The 21,238-nt window shown below is 67.9% G+C and carries 20 protein-coding genes; 13 read left to right on the top strand and 7 right to left on the bottom strand.

Translation table 11 applies throughout. The features are described from left to right. The first annotated feature begins 44 nt into the window (after positions 1–44). Positions 45–293, top strand: coding sequence for a preprotein translocase subunit SecG (gene secG / locus H9634_RS04255; RefSeq protein ID WP_318244994.1), 249 nt, complete (start codon positions 45–47; stop codon positions 291–293). A 97-nt stretch (positions 294–390) separates the two neighbouring features. On the opposite strand, the gene H9634_RS04250 is transcribed toward secG, so the two are convergent. Genes H9634_RS04250 through tkt form a run of 3 tightly spaced genes read right to left on the bottom strand, consistent with a single transcriptional unit; the run spans position 391 to position 5,194 of the window. After that, a complete protein-coding gene (locus H9634_RS04250) occupies positions 391–2,010 on the bottom strand; it encodes a glucose-6-phosphate isomerase (protein WP_191725541.1) in 1,620 nt (539 codons plus the stop codon). Beyond that, entirely contained in the window at positions 2,007–3,116 is a 1,110-nt protein-coding gene (gene tal / locus H9634_RS04245; RefSeq protein ID WP_191725540.1) for a transaldolase, read from the bottom strand. Before tal ends, H9634_RS04250 begins: the two co-directional genes overlap by 4 nt. Then, a complete protein-coding gene (gene tkt / locus H9634_RS04240; RefSeq protein ID WP_191725539.1) occupies positions 3,116–5,194 on the bottom strand; it encodes a transketolase in 2,079 nt (692 codons plus the stop codon). Before tkt ends, tal begins: the two co-directional genes overlap by 1 nt. A gap of 342 nt (positions 5,195–5,536) precedes the next feature. Between tkt and H9634_RS04235 the strand changes: the two genes are divergently transcribed. Next, positions 5,537–6,469, top strand: a complete 933-nt coding sequence (locus H9634_RS04235; protein WP_263598792.1) for a heme o synthase — start codon at positions 5,537–5,539, stop codon at positions 6,467–6,469. Positions 6,470–6,600: 131 nt separating this feature from the next. Next, the gene (locus H9634_RS04230; RefSeq protein ID WP_191725538.1) at positions 6,601–8,220 is read left to right on the top strand and encodes a CYTH and CHAD domain-containing protein; all 1,620 of its coding nucleotides are present in this window, start codon (positions 6,601–6,603) and stop codon (positions 8,218–8,220) included. Here the strand turns inward: H9634_RS04230 and H9634_RS04225 are convergent. The 3 genes from H9634_RS04225 to H9634_RS04215 are packed head-to-tail and all read right to left on the bottom strand — an operon-like array spanning position 8,192 to position 10,989. After that, the gene (locus tag H9634_RS04225) at positions 8,192–9,202 is read right to left on the bottom strand and encodes a COX15/CtaA family protein (protein WP_225210589.1); all 1,011 of its coding nucleotides are present in this window, start codon (positions 9,200–9,202) and stop codon (positions 8,192–8,194) included. The two genes, H9634_RS04230 and H9634_RS04225, sit on opposite strands and share 29 nt — an antisense overlap. Positions 9,203–9,214: 12 nt before the next feature. Then, on the bottom strand, positions 9,215–10,036 hold the full coding sequence (locus tag H9634_RS04220; protein ID WP_318244993.1) for an ABC-2 transporter permease: 822 nt from the start codon (positions 10,034–10,036) through the stop codon (positions 9,215–9,217). Next, positions 10,033–10,989, bottom strand: coding sequence for an ABC transporter ATP-binding protein (locus tag H9634_RS04215; RefSeq protein ID WP_318244992.1), 957 nt, complete (start codon positions 10,987–10,989; stop codon positions 10,033–10,035). Before H9634_RS04215 ends, H9634_RS04220 begins: the two co-directional genes overlap by 4 nt. Positions 10,990–11,121: 132 nt before the next feature. Here H9634_RS04215 and H9634_RS04210 point away from each other — a divergent pair, with 132 nt between their 5' ends. The 8 genes from H9634_RS04210 to H9634_RS04175 are packed head-to-tail and all read left to right on the top strand — an operon-like array spanning position 11,122 to position 17,767. Beyond that, on the top strand, positions 11,122–11,862 hold the full coding sequence (locus tag H9634_RS04210; protein WP_191725536.1) for a helix-turn-helix transcriptional regulator: 741 nt from the start codon (positions 11,122–11,124) through the stop codon (positions 11,860–11,862). Next, a complete protein-coding gene (gene sufB / locus H9634_RS04205; protein WP_318244991.1) occupies positions 11,859–13,295 on the top strand; it encodes a Fe-S cluster assembly protein SufB in 1,437 nt (478 codons plus the stop codon). The genes H9634_RS04210 and sufB overlap by 4 nt, the downstream gene beginning before the upstream one ends. Positions 13,296–13,349: 54 nt before the next feature. After that, the gene (gene sufD / locus H9634_RS04200; protein ID WP_191725535.1) at positions 13,350–14,501 is read left to right on the top strand and encodes a Fe-S cluster assembly protein SufD; all 1,152 of its coding nucleotides are present in this window, start codon (positions 13,350–13,352) and stop codon (positions 14,499–14,501) included. Next, the gene (locus H9634_RS04195; protein ID WP_191725534.1) at positions 14,498–14,824 is read left to right on the top strand and encodes a non-heme iron oxygenase ferredoxin subunit; all 327 of its coding nucleotides are present in this window, start codon (positions 14,498–14,500) and stop codon (positions 14,822–14,824) included. The genes sufD and H9634_RS04195 overlap by 4 nt, the downstream gene beginning before the upstream one ends. A gap of 36 nt (positions 14,825–14,860) precedes the next feature. Further along, positions 14,861–15,619 (top strand): Fe-S cluster assembly ATPase SufC, encoded by a 759-nt coding sequence (sufC, locus tag H9634_RS04190; RefSeq protein WP_102160200.1) that lies wholly within the window; start codon positions 14,861–14,863, stop codon positions 15,617–15,619. A gap of 17 nt (positions 15,620–15,636) precedes the next feature. Next, positions 15,637–16,908: a SufS family cysteine desulfurase gene (locus H9634_RS04185; RefSeq protein ID WP_191725533.1), complete on the top strand. Its 1,272-nt coding sequence runs from the start codon at positions 15,637–15,639 to the stop codon at positions 16,906–16,908. Positions 16,909–16,924: 16 nt separating this feature from the next. Then, the gene (gene sufU, locus H9634_RS04180) at positions 16,925–17,401 is read left to right on the top strand and encodes a Fe-S cluster assembly sulfur transfer protein SufU (protein WP_191725532.1); all 477 of its coding nucleotides are present in this window, start codon (positions 16,925–16,927) and stop codon (positions 17,399–17,401) included. 30 nt (positions 17,402–17,431) lie between these two features. Further along, positions 17,432–17,767 carry a metal-sulfur cluster assembly factor gene (locus H9634_RS04175; RefSeq protein ID WP_102160193.1) on the top strand — a complete coding sequence of 112 codons (336 nt, stop codon included), beginning with the start codon at positions 17,432–17,434 and terminating at the stop codon, positions 17,765–17,767. 87 nt (positions 17,768–17,854) lie between these two features. On the opposite strand, the gene ypfJ is transcribed toward H9634_RS04175, so the two are convergent. Further along, entirely contained in the window at positions 17,855–18,766 is a 912-nt protein-coding gene (gene ypfJ / locus H9634_RS04170; RefSeq protein WP_191725531.1) for a KPN_02809 family neutral zinc metallopeptidase, read from the bottom strand. Between the two features lie 79 nt (positions 18,767–18,845). Here ypfJ and H9634_RS04165 point away from each other — a divergent pair, with 79 nt between their 5' ends. Next, positions 18,846–19,556, top strand: coding sequence for a ribonuclease H family protein (locus H9634_RS04165; protein ID WP_191725530.1), 711 nt, complete (start codon positions 18,846–18,848; stop codon positions 19,554–19,556). After that, complete coding sequence (locus tag H9634_RS04160; RefSeq protein WP_191725529.1) at positions 19,553–21,151, top strand: ABC-F family ATP-binding cassette domain-containing protein; 1,599 nt, start codon at positions 19,553–19,555, stop codon at positions 21,149–21,151. Before H9634_RS04165 ends, H9634_RS04160 begins: the two co-directional genes overlap by 4 nt. The last annotated feature ends 87 nt before the right edge of the window (positions 21,152–21,238 follow it).

The following is a 21,238-nucleotide window of genomic DNA, read 5'->3' as shown; positions in this document are numbered from 1 at the left end:
CTCTGACAGCATCTTTTCCTCAACGTACGCAAAGGCAGACAACTGTGGACTCCATCCTCACCTGGACATTGACGAGCGTTCTTGTGCTCACCAGCGTGTTCCTCACCCTGCTCATCCTCCTGCACAAGGGCAAGGGCGGCGGCATGTCGGATATGTTCGGCGGCGGTATGAGCTCGAACCTCGGATCGTCAGGAGTCGCTGAGCGCAACCTCAACCGCTTCACCACGCTCGTGGCCATCGTGTGGGTGTCCTCGATCGTGCTGCTCGGACTCATGGTCCGCTTCCAGGGCTGAGGACCGGGACAGACAGACGGTGTGGGGCCGGCGGTATTCCGCCGGCCCCACACCGTTTTCGTGTCCGTCAGATGACGGCCGTCTCAGCAGCCTGTGCTCACACGTCCTCGAAGCCGAAAGCCGCGAGGATGTCCGCGATGCCCTGCGCACGGTCGCGCAGGTGCAAGCGCAGCACAGGGCGGCCGCGATCGGTGAGCACATCGGCATCGCCGGCCGCCTGCGCGGCCTGCAGCTGGCCGAAGCTGTACGCTTCGCCCGGAATCAGCACATCGGCCCGTGGGCTGCCGGTGATCTGCAGGAACACGCCGTTGGGGCGCCCGCCCTTGTGATACTGGCCCGTCGAGTGCAGGTAGCGCGGCCCGTAGCCGAACGTCGTCTGCAATCCGGTGCGCAGTGCCGCAGCCTGCCGGATCAGCTCGGCGCGCCGGTCGCTGATCCGGTCGAGGAAGGCCTGCACCGCCAGATAGCCGTACTCGTCAGCTGCGGCGGCCAGAGCCCGCAGCGCCTCCTCCAGGCTGTCGACGCCCTCGAGCAGGTGCGGTGAGCCGTACACCTCCACCGAGCCGACGGTGAACGACGGCTGTTCGCCGTCGACCGGAGAATCGGACTCCAGCAGCGCCCGTGCGCTGGCCTTCGCTGCTTCGACATCAGGCTGGTCGAAGGGATTGATGCCGATGCTGTAGCCGGTGATCGCGGTGGTGTACTCCCACAGCAGGAACTGCGCGCCCAGCGGATAGTCCACCGCACAGGCGAAGCCCGACGGGGGAGTGGCCTGGCCGGCCACCTCACCGACGAACAGCAGCATCGCATCGGCGCGGGCGTCAGCGAAACCCGGCGCATCCGGTCCTTCGACGACGACCGGGAGGATGCCCTCGCCGTCCTTGCCGGTGGATTCGGCCAGCAGCTGCTCCAGCCAGGCTCCGAGGCCCACGATCGATGAGGTGGTGCGGGCGATGACGAGTTTGTCGGTTTCGCGGGCGTGCGCCACACCGAGGAAGGCACCGAGCTGAACGGCAGGGTTGTCCGGTGCGTCATGTTCGAGCAGCGGGGCGATCTCGCGAGCCTCGGCGAGCAGCCCGGCGATGTCGGCGCCGGCGAGGCCGGCCGGGACGAGACCGAAGGCACTGAGCGCGGAGAACCGGCCGCCGACGCGCGGGTCGGCGTAGAAGACCTTGCGATAGCCTTCCTGCTCGGCCAGCTGCGCCAACGGCGATCCGGGATCGGTGACGACGATCATGCGCGAGGCAGCCGGGATGCCGGCGGCCTCGAACGCCTCGGCGAAGGCACGGCGCTGCGCCTCGGTCTCGATCGTCGAGCCTGACTTCGATGCCACGACGACGACGCTGCGCTGCAGGTCGGTGCCGATGGCCTCGGCGATCTGGCCGGGATCGGTGGTGTCGACGACTTCGAGGAACACACCGGCGGTGGCGCAGATGACCTCAGGGGCCAGCGACGAGCCGCCCATGCCGCAGAGGGTGACGTGGTCGATGCCCTCGGCGGTGAGCTCGCTGCGCAGCTGCTCGATCTCGCCGAGCAGTTCGACGGACGACTCCGGCAGGCCCACCCAGCCCAGCCGCTTGGAGGCCTCCGCCTCCGCGGCGTCGCCCCACAGCGTGGCATCACCTGAGGCGATGCGCGACGCGGCGCGGGCAGTGACGAGATCGCGGACCTCGTCCTCGAACTCGGCGGGGGAGGGATAGCCGAATGACAGTGTCATGACTGCGCTCCTTCAAGCTGCTGGGTGACGGTCTCGACGAGTTCTGCCCAGCTGGCGTCGAACTTCTGCAGGCCCTCCCGCTCGAGGACGTCCATCACCTCGGCGTAGTCGATGCCCATGACCGCCAGCGTGTCGAACAGCTCATCGGCCTCGGTGTGCCGGCCGACGACGGTGTCGCCGTGCAGCTCACCATGGTCGGCGAAGGCCTCCAGGGTCTTCTCCGGCATCGTGTTGACGACGCCCTCGGTGACGAGCTCGCTCACGTACAGGGTGTCGGGGTAGGCGGGATCCTTGGTGCCCGTCGATGCCCACAGCGGGCGCTGGCGGTGCGCACCGGCGGCTTCGAGGACGTCCCAGCGCTCACTGTCGAACAGCTGCGTGCAGATCTCATGGGCGAGGCGGCAGTTGGCAATCCCGGCCTTGCCCTTGAGGCTCAGCGCCTTCTCCGAGCCGATGGCATCGAGGCGCTTGTCGATCTCCGAATCGACGCGGGAGACGAAGATCGAGGCGACCGAGTGGATGCGCGAGATGTCGCGGCCGGCCTCACGCGCGCGTTCGAGGCCGCTGATGAAGGCCTCGACGACCTTGCGGTAGCGGTCGAGAGCGAAGATGAGGGTGACGTTGACGCTGATGCCCGCACCGAGGGTGCGGGCGATCGCGAGCATGCCCTCCTCGGTGGCGGGGATCTTGATGAGGATGTTCGGCCGGTCGATCATCTCCCACAGCTTGCGCGCACACTCGACGGTGCCCTCGGTGTCATGCGCCAGGTGCGGTGGCACCTCGATCGACACCCGCCCGTCGACACCGCCGGAGGCCCGGTAGACCGGTGCGAGGATGTCGGCGGCCTGCGCGACGTCATGACAGGTGAGCGCGTCGATCGCCGCATCGACACCGGCACCGGATGCGGCAAGCTCGCGGACCTGTGCATCGTAGGCCTCGCCGTCGGCCAGTGCTGCGGCGAAGATCGTCGGGTTCGTCGTCACACCCACGACGCTCTTATCGACGATGAGCGAGCCGAGCGACCCGGAGGTGATCCGGCCGCGTGACAGGTCATCGAGCCACACCGAGACTCCGGCGCGGCTGAGCTGGGCGAGTCGATCAGTCATCATCGTCCTTCCACTGCTGAGATGCTCTCTTCTGCTGCCGCGACGACGGCCTCGGCGGTGATGCCGAACTCCGCATACAGGCGCTTGTAGTCAGCCGAGGCACCGAAGTGCTCCAGCGAGACCGCGGTGCCGTAGGTGCCGAGGAACTGATGCCAGCTCTGGGCGGTGCCGGCCTCGACGCTGACACGAGCCTGGACCTCAGGCGGCAGCACGGAGGCGCGGTAGTCCTCATCCTGGCCGGCGAACCATTCGAAACACGGCATCGAGACGACGCGCACCGCACGGCCCTGTCCGGTCAGCGTCGCGGCGGCAGCCAGGGCGATCTCGACCTCCGAACCGGAGGCGAGCAGGATGACATCCGGGGTGCCGGAGCAGTCCTTGAGGATGTAGCCGCCCTTGGCCGTCTCCGAGGCGGGAGCCAGGTCGGTGCGGTCGAGCACCGGGACGGCCTGACGGGTGAGGACGAGGCCGGAGGGCCCGTCAGCGCGCTTGAGGATCTGCTTCCACGCCTCGGCTGTCTCGTTGGCATCGGCCGGGCGGACGACGTCGAGGCCGGGGATCGCGCGCAGCGAGGACAGATGCTCGACCGGCTGGTGGGTCGGGCCGTCCTCGCCGAGGCCGATCGAGTCGTGGGTCCACACGAAGATGTTGGGCACCTGCTGCAGCGCAGCCAGGCGGACGGCCGGGCGCTGGTAGTCGGAGAACACGAGGAAGGTGCCGTTGTACGGACGGGTCGGCCCGTGCAGGGCGATGCCGTTGCAGATGAGGCCTGCGGCGAACTCGCGGATGCCGAAGTGCAGGTTGCGGCCGTAGAGCTCACCGGAGAACATCTCCGAACTGCGCTCGGGCGGCAGGAACGAGGCGGCGTCCTTGATGAGGGTGTTGTTGGAACCGGCGAGGTCGGCCGATCCGCCCCACAGCTCGGGCAGCGCCTCGGCGATCGCGTTGAGAACTTTGCCGGAGGCAGCACGGGTGGCCACTCCCTTGGCATCGGCGTCGAAGACGGGGAACAGCTCATCGAAGCCCTCAGGCAGCGAACCTGCGAGCAGCCGATCGAGCAGCGCGGCCCGCTCGGGCTGCTCGCTGCGCCACTGCTCGAAGCGCTGCGACCAGGCGCTGTGTGCCTCGGCCCCGCGGTCGCGGACCTGGCGGGCGTGGGCGAGGACATCGTCGGCGACGGCGAAGTCGGCCTCCGGATCGAAGCCGAGGATCTTCTTCGTCGCTGCGATCTCCTCCGCGCCGAGGGCCGCGCCGTGGGAGGCGCCGGTGCCCTGAGCGGTCGGGCTCGGCCAGGCGATGATCGTCGACAGGCGGATGAAGGACGGGCGCGGGTCGGTCTTGGCGGCCTCGACGGCGGCGTGCAGGGCGTCGATGTCCTCGGTGTAGTCGCCGTCGTTGAGGAAGTCGACATGCTGGACGTGCCAGCCGTAGGCCTCGTAGCGGGCGGAGACGTCTTCGGTGAACGCGATCGAGGTGTCGTCCTCGATCGAGATGCGGTTGTCGTCCCAGATGACGATGAGGTTGCCGAGATTCTGGGTGCCGGCCAGCGAGGAGGCCTCAGAGGACACACCTTCCTGCAGGTCGCCGTCACCGGCGATGACGAAGATGCGGTGGTCGAAGACCGACTCGCCGGCAGCGGTGTCAGGGTCGAAGAGACCGCGTTCGCGGCGGGCGGCCATCGCCATGCCGACCGCGGAGGCCAGACCGGAGCCCAGCGGGCCGGTGGTGATCTCCACGCCGTCGGTGTGGCCGACCTCCGGGTGGCCCGGGGTCAGCGAGCCCCACTGGCGCAGCGCCTTGAGGTCGTCGAGTTCGAGACCATAGCCGCTGAGGTAGAGCTGAACGTACTGGGTGAGGCTGGAGTGACCGGCGGAGAGGACGAAGCGGTCACGGCCGATCCACTGCGGATCCGCCGGGTCGTGGACCATCGCATGCTGATAGAGGTAGTAGGCGACCGGGGCCAGGCTCATCGCCGTGCCGGGATGACCGTTGCCGGCCTTCTGCACGGCGTCGGCAGCGAGCAGGCGGGCAGTGTCGACTGCAGTGCGGTCCGCAGCGGACCAGGTCAGGGAGCTCATGTGAGTGAATCAATCCTTCTCATCAACGGTAATCCACCACCGACTCTACCCGCCGGGATGAGCTGTGCGGAACCGCGCAGCCGCCCTTTCGGCACCGGCTGCCCGATACCGCGCACACGGTGTGCGCGGACACCGGCTGAGCACGGGCGACGTCCGGCATCCAGCGGACACGGCGGCAGCAGGCGGAACTGGAATTTAACTCGACGACGAGTAGAATAATGTCCGTTGGCTGACAGCCGCCCACAGTGCAGCTGAACAGCCTCACCCCTGTTCGAATGAGGAAGTGACTTGAGCGACGTGACTGCCGACAAGAACCGTGCCGCCCTCTCTGAGGAGAAGCCGCTGCAGCGGATCGCCGATGAGACGACGCGCGGGTCGAAGCCCCGCAGCCGGTTCATGGCCTTCGTCGCCCTGACGAAACCGCGCATCATCGAGCTGCTGCTCGTCACCACCGCCCCGGTGATGTTCCTCGCCGCCCAGGGCCTGCCGAGCCTGTGGCTCGTGCTCACCACCCTCATCGGCGGCTCGGCGGCCGCCGCCTCGGCGAACGTCTTCAACTGCTATCTCGATCGCGATATCGACGCGAAGATGCACCGCACCGAGAACCGCCCGCTGGTGACCGGTGAGGTCTCCGCCCGGGAGGCTCTGGTCTTCGCGTTCGCGCTCGGCATCGGCTCGATCTTCTGGATGGGCGGCTTCACCAACTGGGTCGCCGCCGGCCTGACGGCCACTGCGATCCTGCTCTACGTCGTCTTCTACACGATCATGCTCAAGCGCCACACCACCCAGAACATCGTCTGGGGCGGTGCTGCCGGCTGCATGCCGGTGCTCATCGGCTGGTCGGCTGTCACCGGCTCGGTCAGCTGGGAGCCGTTCATCCTGTTCCTCGTCGTGTTCTTCTGGACGCCGCCGCACTACTGGCCGCTGGCCATCAAGTACAAGGCCGACTACGACGCAGCCGGCGTGCCGATGCTGCCCTCGAAGGTCCCGCCGACGAGTGTGGGCCGGCAGATCATCTGGTACGGCTGGGCGATGGTCGCTGCCAGCCTCGCGCTCATCCCGGTCGCCCCGATGGGCCCGATCTACATCATCACCGCCGTGCTGGCCGGCGCCTGGTTCATGTACCAGTGCTACGCCCTCGTCAAGCGTGCGAAGAAGGGCTTCTCCGGCACCCAGCTGCGCGCGATGAAGGTCTTCCACGGTTCGATCACCTACCTGTCGGTGCTGTTCCTCGCCGTGGCAGTCGACCCGTTCTTCAACCCGTTCTTCGGCTGACACACCACTCCAGCTGACCGCTCAGGCCCGGCCGCTGTGCCGGGCCTGAGGCGTTCCCAGCGGCCGATATACTCCAAGTACCGGCCGCACCGAACCCCGACGCTGCGGCGCCACGAGCCACTGGAGAGTCTGTGAGCGAGTACGCTGGTTCCCCTGCTGATTCCGAAGCCGCTGCGTCCGTTGCCGCTGCGTCTGATGCCGCCGCCGAGGCGGTGGTCGCCGCTGCAGGGTCCGAACGGGTCAGCATCGCCACCGAGGAGGAGCTGAAGTTCGCTCCTGGAGCCGATCAGCCGGTTCCCGACCTGTCGGGTCTGGCATATGAGGCCGGCGGAGATTCGATGCAGCTCGATGCCGTGTACTTCGACTCCCCGGACTTCCGGCTCTCACGCGCCAAGCTCACCCTGCGTCGGCGCACCGGCGGCACAGATGCCGGCTGGCATCTCAAGCTGCCGGCCGGCAGCGCCCGCACGGAGATGCACGTCGATCTCTCCGACGGGGACGAAACCCGGGTGCCAGCCGAGCTGCTCGCCGTCGTCCGGGAGGAGGTCGGGCAGGTGCCGCTCATCCCGGTTGCCCTGCTCAGCACTGCCCGGACGACGACGCTGCTGGCCGAACGCGCAGGCGGGCCCGCGGTGGCAGAGCTCAGCGACGACCACGTCACCGCCGTGCGCTTCGCCCGCCCGGGCGTGGCGGCAGCCCGGTCTGAGTGGCGCGAACTCGAAGTCGAGCTCATCGAGGCCGGCACCGGGCAGGTGCTGCTCGACGGAATCGCCGAGATCTTCGCTGCAGCCGGCATCGAACCGGCTGCAGCACCCTCGAAGCTCGCCCGCGCACTCGGCACCGCGCCTGAGCTGGTGGCCCAACGCACCCTGGACCGCAAGTCACCGCTGGTTCAGACGGTGCTCGCTGCGATGGCCGAGCACATCGGCGTGCTGCAGCACCGCGAGCAGGACGTCGCCGTCGACGCCCCGGATGCGGTGCACAAGGCCCGGGTGGCGTCGCGCCGGCTGCGCAGCATCCTCAAGACCTTCGCCCCGCTGTTCGACGCCAACTCCGTCATCCGTCTGCGCGAGGAGCTCAAATGGTTCGCCACCCGCCTCGGCTACGCCCGTGATGCCGAGGTGCAGCTCGAACGCCTCCCGCGCCTGCTCGACGACCTGCCGGCCGAGGCGATCACCGAGGGAGTGGCTGAGCAGATGACGCAGATGCTCACCGCGCATCACCGCACGTCGGTCGCCAACGTCAAGCGGACCCTGTCGACGGTGCGCTACCGCACGCTGCTCGCTTCCCTCCAGCACTGGCTGGAGGATCCGCCGTTCAACCCCGGCTGGGACGCCAGTGCACGCACCGGCAAGGCGTACCGGCCGATGCTCGACGCGGCGATCGCCAAGGTGCGCAGACAGCATCGCAAGGTGCGCGCCACCTCGGGTGCGGAGCAGCTGGTCCACCGTCATGAGGTGCGCAAGAAGGCCAAGGTGGTCCGCTATGTCTGCGAGGCGCTGTCGCTGGCGCTCGGCACGCCGGCCGCTGAGGCAGCCGAGGCATGGGAGGCGGTCACCGAGCACTACGGCGAGCTCAACGATGCTGCTGTCGCCCGCGAATGGATCCTGCAGCTGGCGCGCCGCGCCGAAGCAGACGGCTACCCGTCATTCACCTATGGGGTGCTCTTCGGCACCCAGCTGCACCACACCGAGGCCTCGCTCGCGGACGCCGACCGGGTGCTCAAGAGGGCATTCGAGACGAAGCTGTGAGCGCTGCGTCCCGGTCTCCGGCAGGCCGTGCTGCCGGTTCAGCGGCGCTGAGCGCCGGACGGCGGTAGAGGGAGTCGACGGCAACGGTGGCGCCGGCGACCATGAAGCACACACCGAGCAGGTGAGCGGCGACGAGCAGCTCGGGCAGGCCGGTGAAGTACTGCACGTAGCCGACGACGCCCTGCGCGAGTTCGATGACGAGCAGCACCGTGAAGGCCTTGGCCGGGAAGGCCAGGCCCTGACGGCGGGCCATGAGCACGGCTGCGATCGTGGCCGCGACGAGCACCCACACCGGGATCGCGTGGAGGCGGGAGATGATGACGGTGTCGAAGCCGTTGCGGGCGCTGAGCGCATCGCCGGCGTGCGGGCCGGCACCGGTGACGAGCACGCCGAGGATGACGACGAGGGCGGTGAGCCCGCCGATCACCCAGCCGGTCATCCGCAGACCGGTGGTGCCCAGTGGTGTGACCGGTCGTCCGGCGTCACCGCTGCGGCGCAGCAGGAACGCTGAGATCCCCACCGCGATCGCCGAGGGCACGAAGTGGCTGGCGACGATCCACGGGTTGAGCTGCATGCGCACGCTGATGCCGCCGACGACAGCCTGCGAGACGACGATGAGGGCAAGAGCGATGACCGACCAGAAGATCTCCGGGCGGGTCCGGCGCATCCGCCACACGGCGATGAGCGCGAAGATGCAGTACAGGCCGAGGAAGATCGCCAGCACCCGGTTGCCGAACTCGATGTAGCCGTGGATGCCCATCTCTGGGGTGTTCGTCAGCGATTCCTCGGTGCAGCGCGGCCATGTCGGGCAGCCGAGGCCGGATCCGGTGAGCCTGACCGTGCCGCCGGTCATGATGATCCCGGACTGGGCCAGCAGCATGATCCACGCAACAGCGCGGATGAATCGGTTGGGCTGGCGGGGCATGAACCGGGAGGCGAAGCTGGGGCGCTCAGCCGCCGGCTGTGAGGTCGAGGCGGTCATGTGCCGATTATCTCATTTGGCATCGAAGGAGAAGAACCGGACCCCTGTGACAATACCCACGAGCGTCCACACGGCCATGACTGCCAGTGCTGTGACGTCGAGGCCGCCGGTGAGCACGGCGGTACGCATCGCGTCGCCGAGTGCGCCTGAGGGCAGCCAGGACACGATCGCACCCCATGTGCCGGGGTGGGCGAGCAGCAGCCCGCCGAGCGAGGCCATGAGCACCCACAGCAGATTCGCCAGCGCCAGCGTCGCCTCCGCCCGGATGGTTCCGGCCATGACGAGTCCCCACACGAGGAACATCGCGGTGCCGAGCAGCGCGGTGAGGACGAGGCCTGCGATGTGCACTCCTCCGCTGGCCCCGAGCGCGAGTGCGAGGACGGCGATGAGCGCGAACTGGATGGCGACGACGCAGCACACGGCGATGAGCTTGCCGGCGATGAGCCCGCGCACGCCCAGGGGAGTGGTCGCCAGCTGGCGCAGCACTCCGTAGCGGCGGTCGAAGGCGGTGGCGATCGCCTGCCCGGTGAAGGCGCTCGAGCCGATCGCCAGGCTCAGCACTCCGGCGGTGGCGACGTCGACGGGCCGGCGTGAGCCGAGGTCGACGCCCAGCGCCTCCAGGATCGGGGTGGTGGCCAGGCCGAAGAGGATGATCGCCGGCAGGATGATCGAGACGAGCAGCTGTTCGCCGTTGCGCAGGATCGTGCGGATCTCGAAGGCCGTCTGGGCGAGGATCCGGGAACCGGCCGGGGCCGCGCCCGAGGTGGTGAGTGCCGCGCCCGAGGTGGTGTGCGCCGGGGCCGAGGCGGTGGTGTGAGGTGTCGGGTCGGTCACCGCAGGCTCCTTCCGGTCAGGTCGAGGAAGACGTCGTTGAGGGTGCGGCCGGTGACGGCGAACTCCTCGCAGACGACATCGTGCTCCGCCAGCAGCCGCGTGATGGCTGCAAGGTCGGCCGGCGTGATGTCCCCGCGCAGCAGCGTGGTGGCCGCAGCGTCGGGGGTCTGGTGGCCGGGGGTCTGGTCGACGGAGCCGTGGGCTGCGAGTGCGCGGCTCACCTCGGCAGGCAGCGCAGAGCCGGTGACGATGCGCAGCATCCGGTTGCCGCCGCCGTTCATGAGCTGGCGGGGCGTGCCGGCGGCGATCACCCGGCCGTGGTCGATGATGGTGATCTCATCGGCCAGCTGCTGGGCGTCATCCATGTCGTGGGTGGTGAGCACGACGCTGGCACCGGCCCGGCGCTGCTCGTCGATGACTTCGCGGACGACGAGTGCGGCCTGCGGGTCGAGGCCTGCGGTCGGTTCGTCGAGGAACAGCAGCCGCGGCCGGCCGATGAGGGCTGCGGCCAGGCCGACGCGCTGGCGCTGACCGCCGGACAGGCGGCGGATCGACCGGTCAGCGAACGAGGTGATGCCGAGTCGTTCGGCCAGTTCCGTGACATCGAGCGGGGAGGCGTACAGGCGCGAGAGGTGCGTGAGCACCGCCATCGGGCGCGCGGCCATCGGCAGCCCGCCGTCTTGGAGCATGACGCCGGTGAGCCCGGCGGTGAAGGTGTGAGCAGCGAAGGGATCACGACCGAAGATGCGCACGGTGCCGGCACTCGGGCGGTGCAGACCGACGGCGCAGGCGATGGTCGTCGACTTCCCCGCACCGTTGGGCCCGAGGATCGCGTGGACGGTCCCGGCAGCGGCGCTCAGGGAGACGTCGTCGACGGCGCGCTGGCCGGTGCGGTAGGAGAAGGCCAGGCCGTCGATGAGCAGCGGCGCAGGCGATGCAGGGGTGTCAGACACGCGTACCATCGTAGCCGCGCCTGCACTCCGGCACTTTAGGGTGCCCTTTGTTTACATGGAACAATTTAGAACACAATACTGTTGTCTAAAGCAGAGTCACTGGTATCGTCGGCCGAAAGCGGGGTGAAACTCATGGCTGCCCAGCATGCTCCACAGCGCAAGGCGCGCGCACACGAAGACGTCAAGACCCGGCATCGGGTGCTGGCCGCTGTCCTCGACCAGGGCCCGGTCAGCGCCTCGGCGGTGGCGAAGTCCATGGACCTCACTGCCGCGGCCATCCGCCGGCACCTCGACGCCCTGGCTGATGAGGGCCTCGTCGAGGTCCGCGACCTGGCCGGGACGAAGATCGGCCGCGGCCGGCCGGCTCGCCAGTATGTGGTGACCGCCGAAGGCCACGCCGAGATCAGCCACAGCTACGACGACCTCGCCGTCGACGTGCTCGACTTCCTCGCCCGCAAGGACGGCCGCGAGGCAGTCGCGGAGTACGCCGCCGAATACGTCGACGGGCTGCGGGCGCGGTTGCGCTCGAGGCTGTCGCACAGCGCCGAGACGATTCCCAGCCGCTCCCGCGAACTGGCCCAAGCGCTCTCCGCCGAGGGATTCGCCGCCTCGGCCACCCCGGTGGCCGTCGGCACCCCGCTGGAGGCGATGCAGCTGTGCCAGGGACACTGCCCGATCCAGAACGTCGCCGAGGCCTACCCCGAGTTCTGCGAACAGGAGCTCGAGATGTTCTCCGACTACCTCGGGGTCGACGTCCGCCGCCTGTCGACACTGGCCGGCGGCGGCCACGTCTGCACGACCCACATTCCCACCTCTGTCGTCAACCGCCCGTTGATCGACCAGAACGATCGCACACAAGGAGGCTCAAGGTGACTGACACCACCGAGACCAACCCGATTCTTGAGGCCAATCCTGAGCTTCACGACATCGGCAACTACGCCTACGGCTGGCACGATGAGAACGATGCCGGCGCCACCGCCGAACGCGGCCTGAGCGAAGAGGTCGTCCGCCGGATCTCGGCTCTGAAGGAAGAGCCCGAGTGGATGCTCAACCGCCGCCTCAAGGCCCTGCGCCTGTTCGACAAGAAGCCGATGCCGCACTGGGGCGCGGACCTGACCGACATCAACTTCGACGACATCAAGTACTTCGTCCGCTCCACCGAGGGTCAGGTGCAGTCCTGGGAGGACCTGCCCGAGGACATCAAGAACACCTACGACCGCCTCGGCATCCCGGAGGCCGAGAAGCAGCGCCTCGTCGCAGGCGTGGCCGCCCAGTACGAGTCCGAGGTCGTCTACCACAGGATCAATGAGGAGCTGGAGCGCCAGGGCGTCATCTTCCTCGACACCGACACCGGCCTGCGCGAGCACCCGAAGATCTTCGAAGAGTACTTCGGCTCCGTCATCCCGGCCGGCGACAACAAGTTCTCCGCACTCAACACCGCAGTGTGGTCCGGCGGATCGTTCATCTACGTGCCCAAGGGCGTCCACGTCGAAATCCCGCTGCAGGCCTACTTCCGGATCAACACCGAGAACATGGGCCAGTTCGAGCGCACCCTCATCATCGCCGACGAAGGCTCCTACGTGCACTACGTCGAGGGCTGCACCGCACCGATCTACAAGTCCGATTCGCTGCACTCGGCTGTTGTCGAGATCATCGCGAAGAAGGACGCCCGCGTGCGCTACACGACCATCCAGAACTGGTCGAACAACGTGTACAACCTCGTCACCAAGCGTGCGATCGCCGAAGAGGGCGCGACGATGGAATGGGTCGACGGCAACATTGGCTCGAAGGTCACCATGAAGTACCCGGCGATCTGGCTGACCGGCCAGCACGCCCGCGGTGAGACCCTGTCGGTGGCATTCGCCGGCGGCGGCCAGCACCAGGACACCGGCGCCAAGATGGTGCACGCCGCACCGAACACCCACTCGTCGATCGTGTCGAAGTCCGTGGCCCGCAACGGCGGCCGCGCCGGCTACCGCGGCCTCGTGCACGTCCACCCGAAGGCCAAGGGCTCGTCGAACACCGTGCTGTGCGACGCCCTGCTCGTCGACAACATCTCACGCTCGGACACCTACCCCTACATCGACATCCGCGAAGACGATGTCTCCCTCGGCCACGAGGCCACCGTCTCCAAGGTCAGCGAGGACCAGCTGTTCTACCTCATGAGCCGCGGTCTCGACGAGACCGAGGCGATGGCGATGATCGTGCGCGGCTTCGTCGAGCCGATCGCCCGTGAGCTGCCGATGGAGTACGCCCTCGAGCTCAACCGCCTCATCGAGCTGCAGATGGAGGGCGCGGTCGGCTGATCCAGCCACCGCACCCATCCAGGCACCCACGTCTCACACAGGAGAGAACACTCAATGACACAGACTCTTGAGAACCCGAGCGAGGTCCAGGTTCCGGCGAAATCCCGCAGCGAACGGACCCGCAGCTTCTCAGTCGCCGACTTCCCGCAGATCACCGGTCGGGAAGAGGAATGGCGCTTCACCCCGGTGCGCAAGCTCACCGACCTCCTCGACGACACCGGCACCGGTCAGTCGCTCAACCTCAGCCAGGACCTCCCCGCTGGGGTCACCCAGGAGGTCATCGACCTGGAGGCCGCCCGCACGATGGGCGTGCTCGAGCCTGAGGACCGTCCAGCGGCGATCGCGGCGAACCAGGCCCCCGGTGTGCTCCACTACGATGTGCCCGCCGGCACCGAGCTCGACGAGCCGGTCATCATCCACGCCGACGGTGTGGACGGCCAGACCGTCCACGGCCATGTCGTCGTCACCGTCGGTGCGAACGCCAAGGCCACCATCGTCATCGAACATGAGGGCCAGGCCCGGTACTCCGAGCTCGTCTCGCTGCTCATCGGCGAGGGTGCCGAGGTCACCTTCGCCACGATCCAGCTGTGGGAGGACGGCTCCGTCCACCTCGGCCAGCACGACGCGCTCGTGGGCAAGGACGCACAGTTCAAGCACATCGCCATCTCCCTCGGCGGGGACATCGTGCGGCTGAACTCCAACGTCCGCTACGACGGTCCCGGCGGTGAGGCCGAGCTGCTCGGCCTGTACTTCGCCGACGCAGGCCAGCACCTGGAGCACCGCACCTACATCGACCACAACACTGCGAAGGCCACCTCCAACGTGCTGTACAAGGGCGCGCTGCAGGGCACCGACGCACACAGCGTGTGGATCGGCGATGTGCTCATCCGGCCCGAGGCCCTGGGCATCGACACCTACGAGCTCAACCGCAACCTCATCCTCACCGAGGGAGCGCGAGCCGATTCGGTGCCGAACCTGGAGATCGAGACCGGTGACATCGAAGGCGCCGGACACGCATCGTCGACCGGCCGCTTCGACGAGGAGCACCTGTTCTACCTCATGAGCCGCGGCATCCCGGAGACCGTCGCCCGCCGCCTCGTGGTGCGCGGCTTCTTCAACGAGGTCATCCAGCAGATCCGCGTGCCCGAGATCGAGGAAGTCCTCACCGAGCAGATCGAGGACGAGCTGTCGCGGAGCATGATGTGAGTCTGCACGAAGCCTGCAAGGCCAGTGCTGTTCCGGCCGGCGAGGCACTGCGCGTCGTCATCGACGAACGCGAGATCTGCATCGCCCGCACCGAGGACGGCACCGTCCATGCGATCGACGACCTGTGCACCCACGGCGAGGTCTCACTCGCCGAAGGGGAGATCATGGACTGCTCGATCGAGTGTTGGCTGCACGGCTCCGCCTTCTCACTGACCACCGGACAGCCGCTGACCCCGCCGGCCTTCGAACCGGTCGCCGTCTATCCGTGCGAAGAGCGCGACGGCGCCATCTTCGTCGACCTCAGCCCGGCAGCGGCCACCTGATCCTCACCGAACGAACAACACCAAAGGACTGAAACCATGGCAACTCTTTCCATCCGCGACCTGCACGTCAGCGTCCAGACCGAATCCGGCCCCAAGGAGATCCTCAAGGGCGTCGACCTGGAGCTGAACTCCAACGAAACTCACGCCATCATGGGCCCCAACGGCTCGGGCAAGTCGACCCTGGCCTACGCCCTGGCCGGCCACCCGAAGTACGAGATCACCTCCGGCACCGTCACCCTCGACGGTGAGGACATCACCGAGATGTCCCCGGACGAGCGCGCCCGCGCCGGCCTGTTCCTCGCCATGCAGTACCCCGTCGAGGTGCCCGGCGTGACCGTGACGAACTTCCTGCGCTCGGCCAAGACCGCCATCGACGGCGAGGCACCGAAGCTGCGCACCTGGACCAAGGAGCTCTCCGGTGCGATGAAGGACCTGCGCGTCGACCCGGCGTTCGCCGCCCGCAACGTCAACGAGGGCTTCTCCGGTGGTGAGAAGAAGCGCCACGAGATCCTCCAGATGGAGATGCTCAAGCCGCGCTTCGCGATCCTCGACGAGACCGACTCCGGCCTCGACGTCGACGCTCTTCGCATCGTCTCCGAAGGCGTCAACCGCGCCAAGGAGAAGACCGACGTCGGCATCATGCTCATCACCCACTACACCCGCATCCTGCAGTACATCACCCCGGATCGCGTCCACGTGCTCTACAACGGCCGTGTCGCCGAGTCCGGCGGCCCGGAGCTTGCCGAGCGCCTCGAGAACGAGGGCTACGATCGCCTCGCCCTGCAGGACGCCTGATCACCGCGCTCACCTCAATGCTCAGCCCTGCTGACATCGACCGCATCCGCAACGACTTCCCGATCCTCGATCGGGAAGTCGGCGGAGCGCGGCTGGTGTATCTCGACTCCGGTGCCACCGCGCAGAAGCCGCACCAGGTCATCGACGCGATCGATGAGTTCTACCAGCGGCGCAACGCCGCGGTGCACCGGGGTGCGCATCAGCTGGCCGTCGACGCCACCGATGCGTTCGAAGCCGGGCGCGAGGCGGTGGCCGCCTTCGTCGGGGCTGCCGCCGACGAGGTGTGCTGGACGAAGAACGCCACTGAGGCGCTCAATGTCGTCGCCCTCGGCATGGCACATGCCTCCGCCGGGCTCGGGGGAGCAGAGGCGCAGCGGTTCCGCCTCGGTCCCGGCGATTCGATCGTCGTAACCGAGATGGAGCACCACGCCAACCTCATCCCGTGGCAGCAGGCCGCAGCGCTGACCGGAGCGCAGCTGCGCTGGCTGCCGCTGAGCGACGACGGCCAGCTCGACCTCAGTGAGCTCGACACGATCGTCGATGAGACGACGAAGGTGCTGGCCTTCACCCACGTCTCGAACGTGCTCGGCACCATCAACCCCGTCGACCGGCTCGTCGACCGGGCCCGCGCTGTCGGCGCCTACACGGTGCTCGACGCCTGCCAGTCGGTGCCGCACCTGCCGGTCGACCTGCACGACCTCCGCGTCGACTTCGCAGCATTCTCCGGTCACAAGATGCTCGGGCCCACCGGCATCGGCGCACTCTACGGCCGTTCCGAGCTGCTGGACGCGCTGCCGCCGGTCATCACCGGCGGATCGATGATCACGACCGTCGACATGGAATCGGCAGCATTCATGCCCGCCCCGCAGCGGTTCGAAGCCGGCACCCAGCCGATCGCCGAGATCGTCGGACTGCATGCCGCAGTCGACTACCTCAGCTACTACGGGATGGAGGAACTCGCCGCCCACGAGGCGCAGACCGCATCCCGGCTCATCGACGGCATCGCGCAGATCCCGGCAATCCGGCGCATCGGACCGCCGGCCGACGAGGCCAGCATCGCCGCCGTGTCATTCGATGTCGACGGTGTCCACGCCCACGACGTCGGCCAGGTGCTCGACAGCCGCGGCATCGCGGTGCGCGTCGGCCACCACTGCGCCCAGCCGCTGCACCGCCGGTACGGCCTGACCGCCACCACCCGGGCCAGCGCCTCGGTCTTCACCACGGAGGCCGACTGCGATGCCTTCCTGGCAGCGCTGGCAGAGGTGCGGCCCTTCTTCGGGCTGTCGTGAGACGGAAGGGGACACGATGAGCGATCTGCAGCAGCTGTACCAAGAGGTCATCCTCGATCATGCCAAACGCCGCTGCGGCAACCTGCCGCTGACCGGTGCGCCGGAAAGCGGTGATGCGCTGTTCGGCTCCTCCCACCAGGTCAACCCGACCTGCGGAGATGAGATCACCGTCGAGGCGCTCTACACTCCTGCCGCCGGACGCCTGCACATGCGCTGGGACGGTGCAGGCTGCTCGATCTCGATGGCCTCGGCCTCGGTGCTGGCCGAGATGCTCGACGAACTGACACCTGACCGGTTCGCCGAGGTGGAAGCCGGCTTCCACGAGCTCATGCACTCCCGCGGCCGCGGGCACGCCGACGAGGAGCTCCTCGGCGATGCCGCCGCGTTCGAGGGAGTCTCGAAGTTTCCTGCGCGCATCAAGTGCGCGCTGCTGGCCTGGATGGCATTCAAGGATGCCTTCGTGCAGGCGCAGGCGGCCGCCGAAGGCCGCTGACCCGTATGCTGACAGTACGAGGAGGACACCATGCCTGAAGTGATCGACCAACCGACCAACGCCACACCCGAGGAGGTCATCGACGCGCTCATGGACGTCGTCGACCCCGAACTCGGCGTCAACATCGTCGACCTGGGACTCGTCTACGGCGCGTCCGTCGAGGACGACGGCACGGCAGTCGTCGAGATGACCCTGACCTCAGCGGCCTGCCCGCTGACCGACGTCATCGAAGACCAGTGCGCCCAGCAGCTTGAGGGCATCGTGCCGGCCTACCGCATCAACTGGGTCTGGATGCCGCCATGGGGTCCCGAGCGCATCACCGAGGACGGCAAGGAGCAGATGCGCGCTCTCGGCTTCAACATCTGAGCTTCCGCATCTGAGCCCATCATGCACGGGGGCCGGTGAGCAGTCCGACCGCTCACCGGCCCCCGCGTGCGTGCCGTGTCGCTGCGTTCAGATCCTGCCGGCGGAGAAGGTATCGCACGCGGCGGGATCGCCGTACTCATAACCGCGCATGAACCAGGTTTCGCGCTGTTCGGAGGACCCGTGTGTGAAGTTCTCCGGAGTGACCCGGCCCTGCGCCTTCTCCTGGATCCGGTCATCGCCGACCGCCTCGGCAGCCGAGACCGCCGAGCGGATGTCGGAGGCCGTCAGCGGCTGCAGGTACGGCTCACCGGTCCCGGCGTCCTTCGTCTTCGAGGCATTCGACGCCCACACTCCCGCATAGCAGTCGGCCTGCAGCTCCAGGCGCACCGCCGAGGACTGCGGGCCGGTGTCACCGTGCTGGGCGCGGTTGATGTCGCCGGTCAGACGCTGGATGTGGTGGCCGAACTCATGGGCGATGACATACTCCTCAGCCAGCGGACCCTGGCCGGCGCCGTACTGACTGCGCAGCTGGTCGAAGAACCCGACGTCGAAGTAGGCCGTCTCGTCGGCCGGGCAGTAGAAGGGCCCCATCGCCGAGCTGGCTGCCCCACAGCCGGTGTGCCACGAACCGGATGTCAACACCACCTCGGGCCGGTGATACCGCACCCCGAGCCGGGAGGCCCCGCCGCCCCAGTAGGCGTTGAGCGAGTTCACGGTGCCCACGACCCGGCACTCGATGTTGCGGTTGGCGTCCTCACCGGTCTGGCACTGTTCGGCCAGCGACGGGCCGCTGTCCTGCTCACCGACCTGGGAGTAGTCGTAGTTTGTTCCCTCGCCGAGGCCCTGGTTGATGAACCCGGGGCCGAAGAGGATGACGCCGAGGATGAGCACGGCGATCGAGCCGATGCCCCCGCCGACCTTGATGGGACCGCCCATGCCGCCGCCGGACCGGCGGGAGACCTGGGAGGTGTCGAGCTGACTGCCGGGATTGAAGGTCATGGCAGTAGCATAGTGTGGGCATCGCGCGCCGGGAATAGGCGCTTTCGGGCCTGACCAGCAATTTCGGAAGGACACATACGTGACGATCACTGTCGCCGTCGACGGTTCCGCCCTCGGCAACCCTGGGCCCGCTGGCTGGGCCTGGTACATCGACGACGACTGCTGGGACGCCGGCGGCTGGAAGAAGGCGACGAACAATCGCGGCGAGCTGCAGGCCGTCATCGAGATCCTCAACGCAACTGCGGAAGCCGACACGCCGCTGCACATCCTGTGCGACAGCCAGTACGTCATCAACTCGGTGACGAAGTGGATGCCGAACTGGAAGCGCCGCGGCTGGAAGAAGGCCGACGGCAAGGACGTGCAGAACCGCGACCTCATGGAGGCCCTCGACGCCGCCCTGACCGGCCGGAGTGTCGAGTTCGAATGGGTCAAGGGCCACAGCAACCACACCCTCAACGACGCCGCCGACGAGCGCGCCCGCGCGGCCGCCGGCGCCTATAAGGACGGCACGGAGGTGCCCACCGGGCCCGGCTTCACCGGTGCCGAACAGACGACACCGGCTGAGCCTGCTGCCGCACAGATGTCACCGGCTGAGCCCGCGGCCGCACCAGCCGCTCCCGAGGCGGGGGCCGCCGCGCCGGCAACCGTCCAGGTCTCGTGTGAGCTGGAGCGCGAGCTCGCCGACCGCATCGTCGATGTCGCCCGGGCCGCCGGCCGCAGCCCGCAGGAGGAGCTCGCCCGGCTCATCCGCTCCGGCGCCCAGGCTGCCTACGGAGAGGAGACGCGATGATCTCCGTGCGCGATCTCGAGGTGATGGTCGGTGCCCGCACGCTCATGACCGGGGTGAGCTTCCGGGTCGACAAGGGCGACCGGGTGGGCCTCGTCGGCCGCAACGGTGCTGGCAAGACGACCCTGACGAAGGTGCTGATGGACGAGGTGCAGCCCAGTGCCGGCACCGTCTCACGCACCGGCACCGTCGGATACCTGCCGCAGGACCCGCGTACCGGCAATCCGAAGGCCACTGCCATCGAGCGGATCCTCGCTGCCCGCGAACTCGATGTCATCGCCCGCCGGATGCGCAAGGCAGAAGCGCAGATGTCGGACCCGGATCCCGATGTCATGTCCAAGGCGATCGAGAAGTACCCGCGGATCGAAGCCGAATTCATCGCCGCCGGTGGGTACGCTGCCGAATCCGAGGCGCTGAGCATCGCCGCGAACCTCGGGCTTGAGGAGGCGACGATCCGCCAGGAGCTGCAGACGCTCTCGGGCGGCCAGCGCCGCCGCGTCGAACTGGCCCGGATCCTCTTCGAAGCACCGGACACGATGATCCTCGATGAGCCGACCAACCACCTCGATGCCGAATCGGTCGCCTGGCTGCGCGGTTACCTCAAGACGTACTCCGGTGGGCTCATCATCATCTCCCACGACCTCGACCTCATCGACGAAGTCGTCAACACCGTCTTCTTCCTCGACGCCACCCGGCAGTGCATCGACATCTACTCGATGAGCTACCAGCTGTACCTCAAGCAGCGCGAGGCCGATGAGCGGCGCCGGCGCCGCGAGCGGGCCAATGTCGAGAAGAAGGCCGCGGCGCTGTCCGCGCAGGCCGACAAGATGCGGGCCAAGGCCACGAAGGCCGTCGCCGCCCAGCAGATGGCCAAGCGCGCCGAGCGGATGCTCTCGGGGCTGGAGTCCGAACGCCAGTCAGAGAAGGTCGCGCATCTGCGCTTCCCGGCACCGACTGCCTGTGGCAGGGTGCCGCTGACGGCTGAGGGCCTGTCAAAGAGCTACGGGTCGACCGAGGTGTTCACCGGCGTCGATCTGGCCATCGACCGCGGCTCACGGGTTGTCGTGCTCGGCTTCAACGGTGCCGGCAAGACGACCCTGCTGACGCTGCTCGCCGGACTCGAAAAACCGGATTCCGGTGAGGTCATCGCCGGCCACGGGCTCAAACTCGGCTACTACGCCCAGGAGCACGAGACCCTCGATGTCAACAAGACCGTGCTGGAGAACATGGTCGCCCACGCCGATCACCTCGATGACACGGCGGTGCGCAATGTGCTCGGTTCGTTCCTGTTCTCCGGCGATGACGTCTACAAGCCCGCCGGGGTGCTCTCCGGTGGTGAGAAGACCCGCCTGGCGCTGGCCACCCTCGTCGTCTCGAGTGCGAACGTGCTGCTGCTCGATGAGCCGACGAACAACCTCGATCCGGCCAGCCGCGAGGAGATCCTCTCAGCGATCCGCCGCTATGAGGGTGCGATCGTGCTCGTCACCCACGATGTCGGCGCGGTCGAGGCGCTGAATCCCGACCGGGTACTCCTGCTGCCGGATGGCGATGAGGACCACTGGAGTGCCGACTACCTCGACCTCGTCACCCTCGCCTAGATGTAGTTCTTCGGGAGGTTGTGAACGGGATTTGAGGTCAGAGAAGACCCCCGGTATCGAGGTGGGTAACGACACGCACCCTGACCC

The sequence above is a fragment of the Brevibacterium gallinarum genome (assembly GCF_014836885.1).
GTDB lineage: Bacteria > Actinomycetota > Actinomycetes > Actinomycetales > Brevibacteriaceae > Brevibacterium > Brevibacterium gallinarum.
This window is presented reverse-complemented; position numbering and strand designations above follow the sequence as displayed.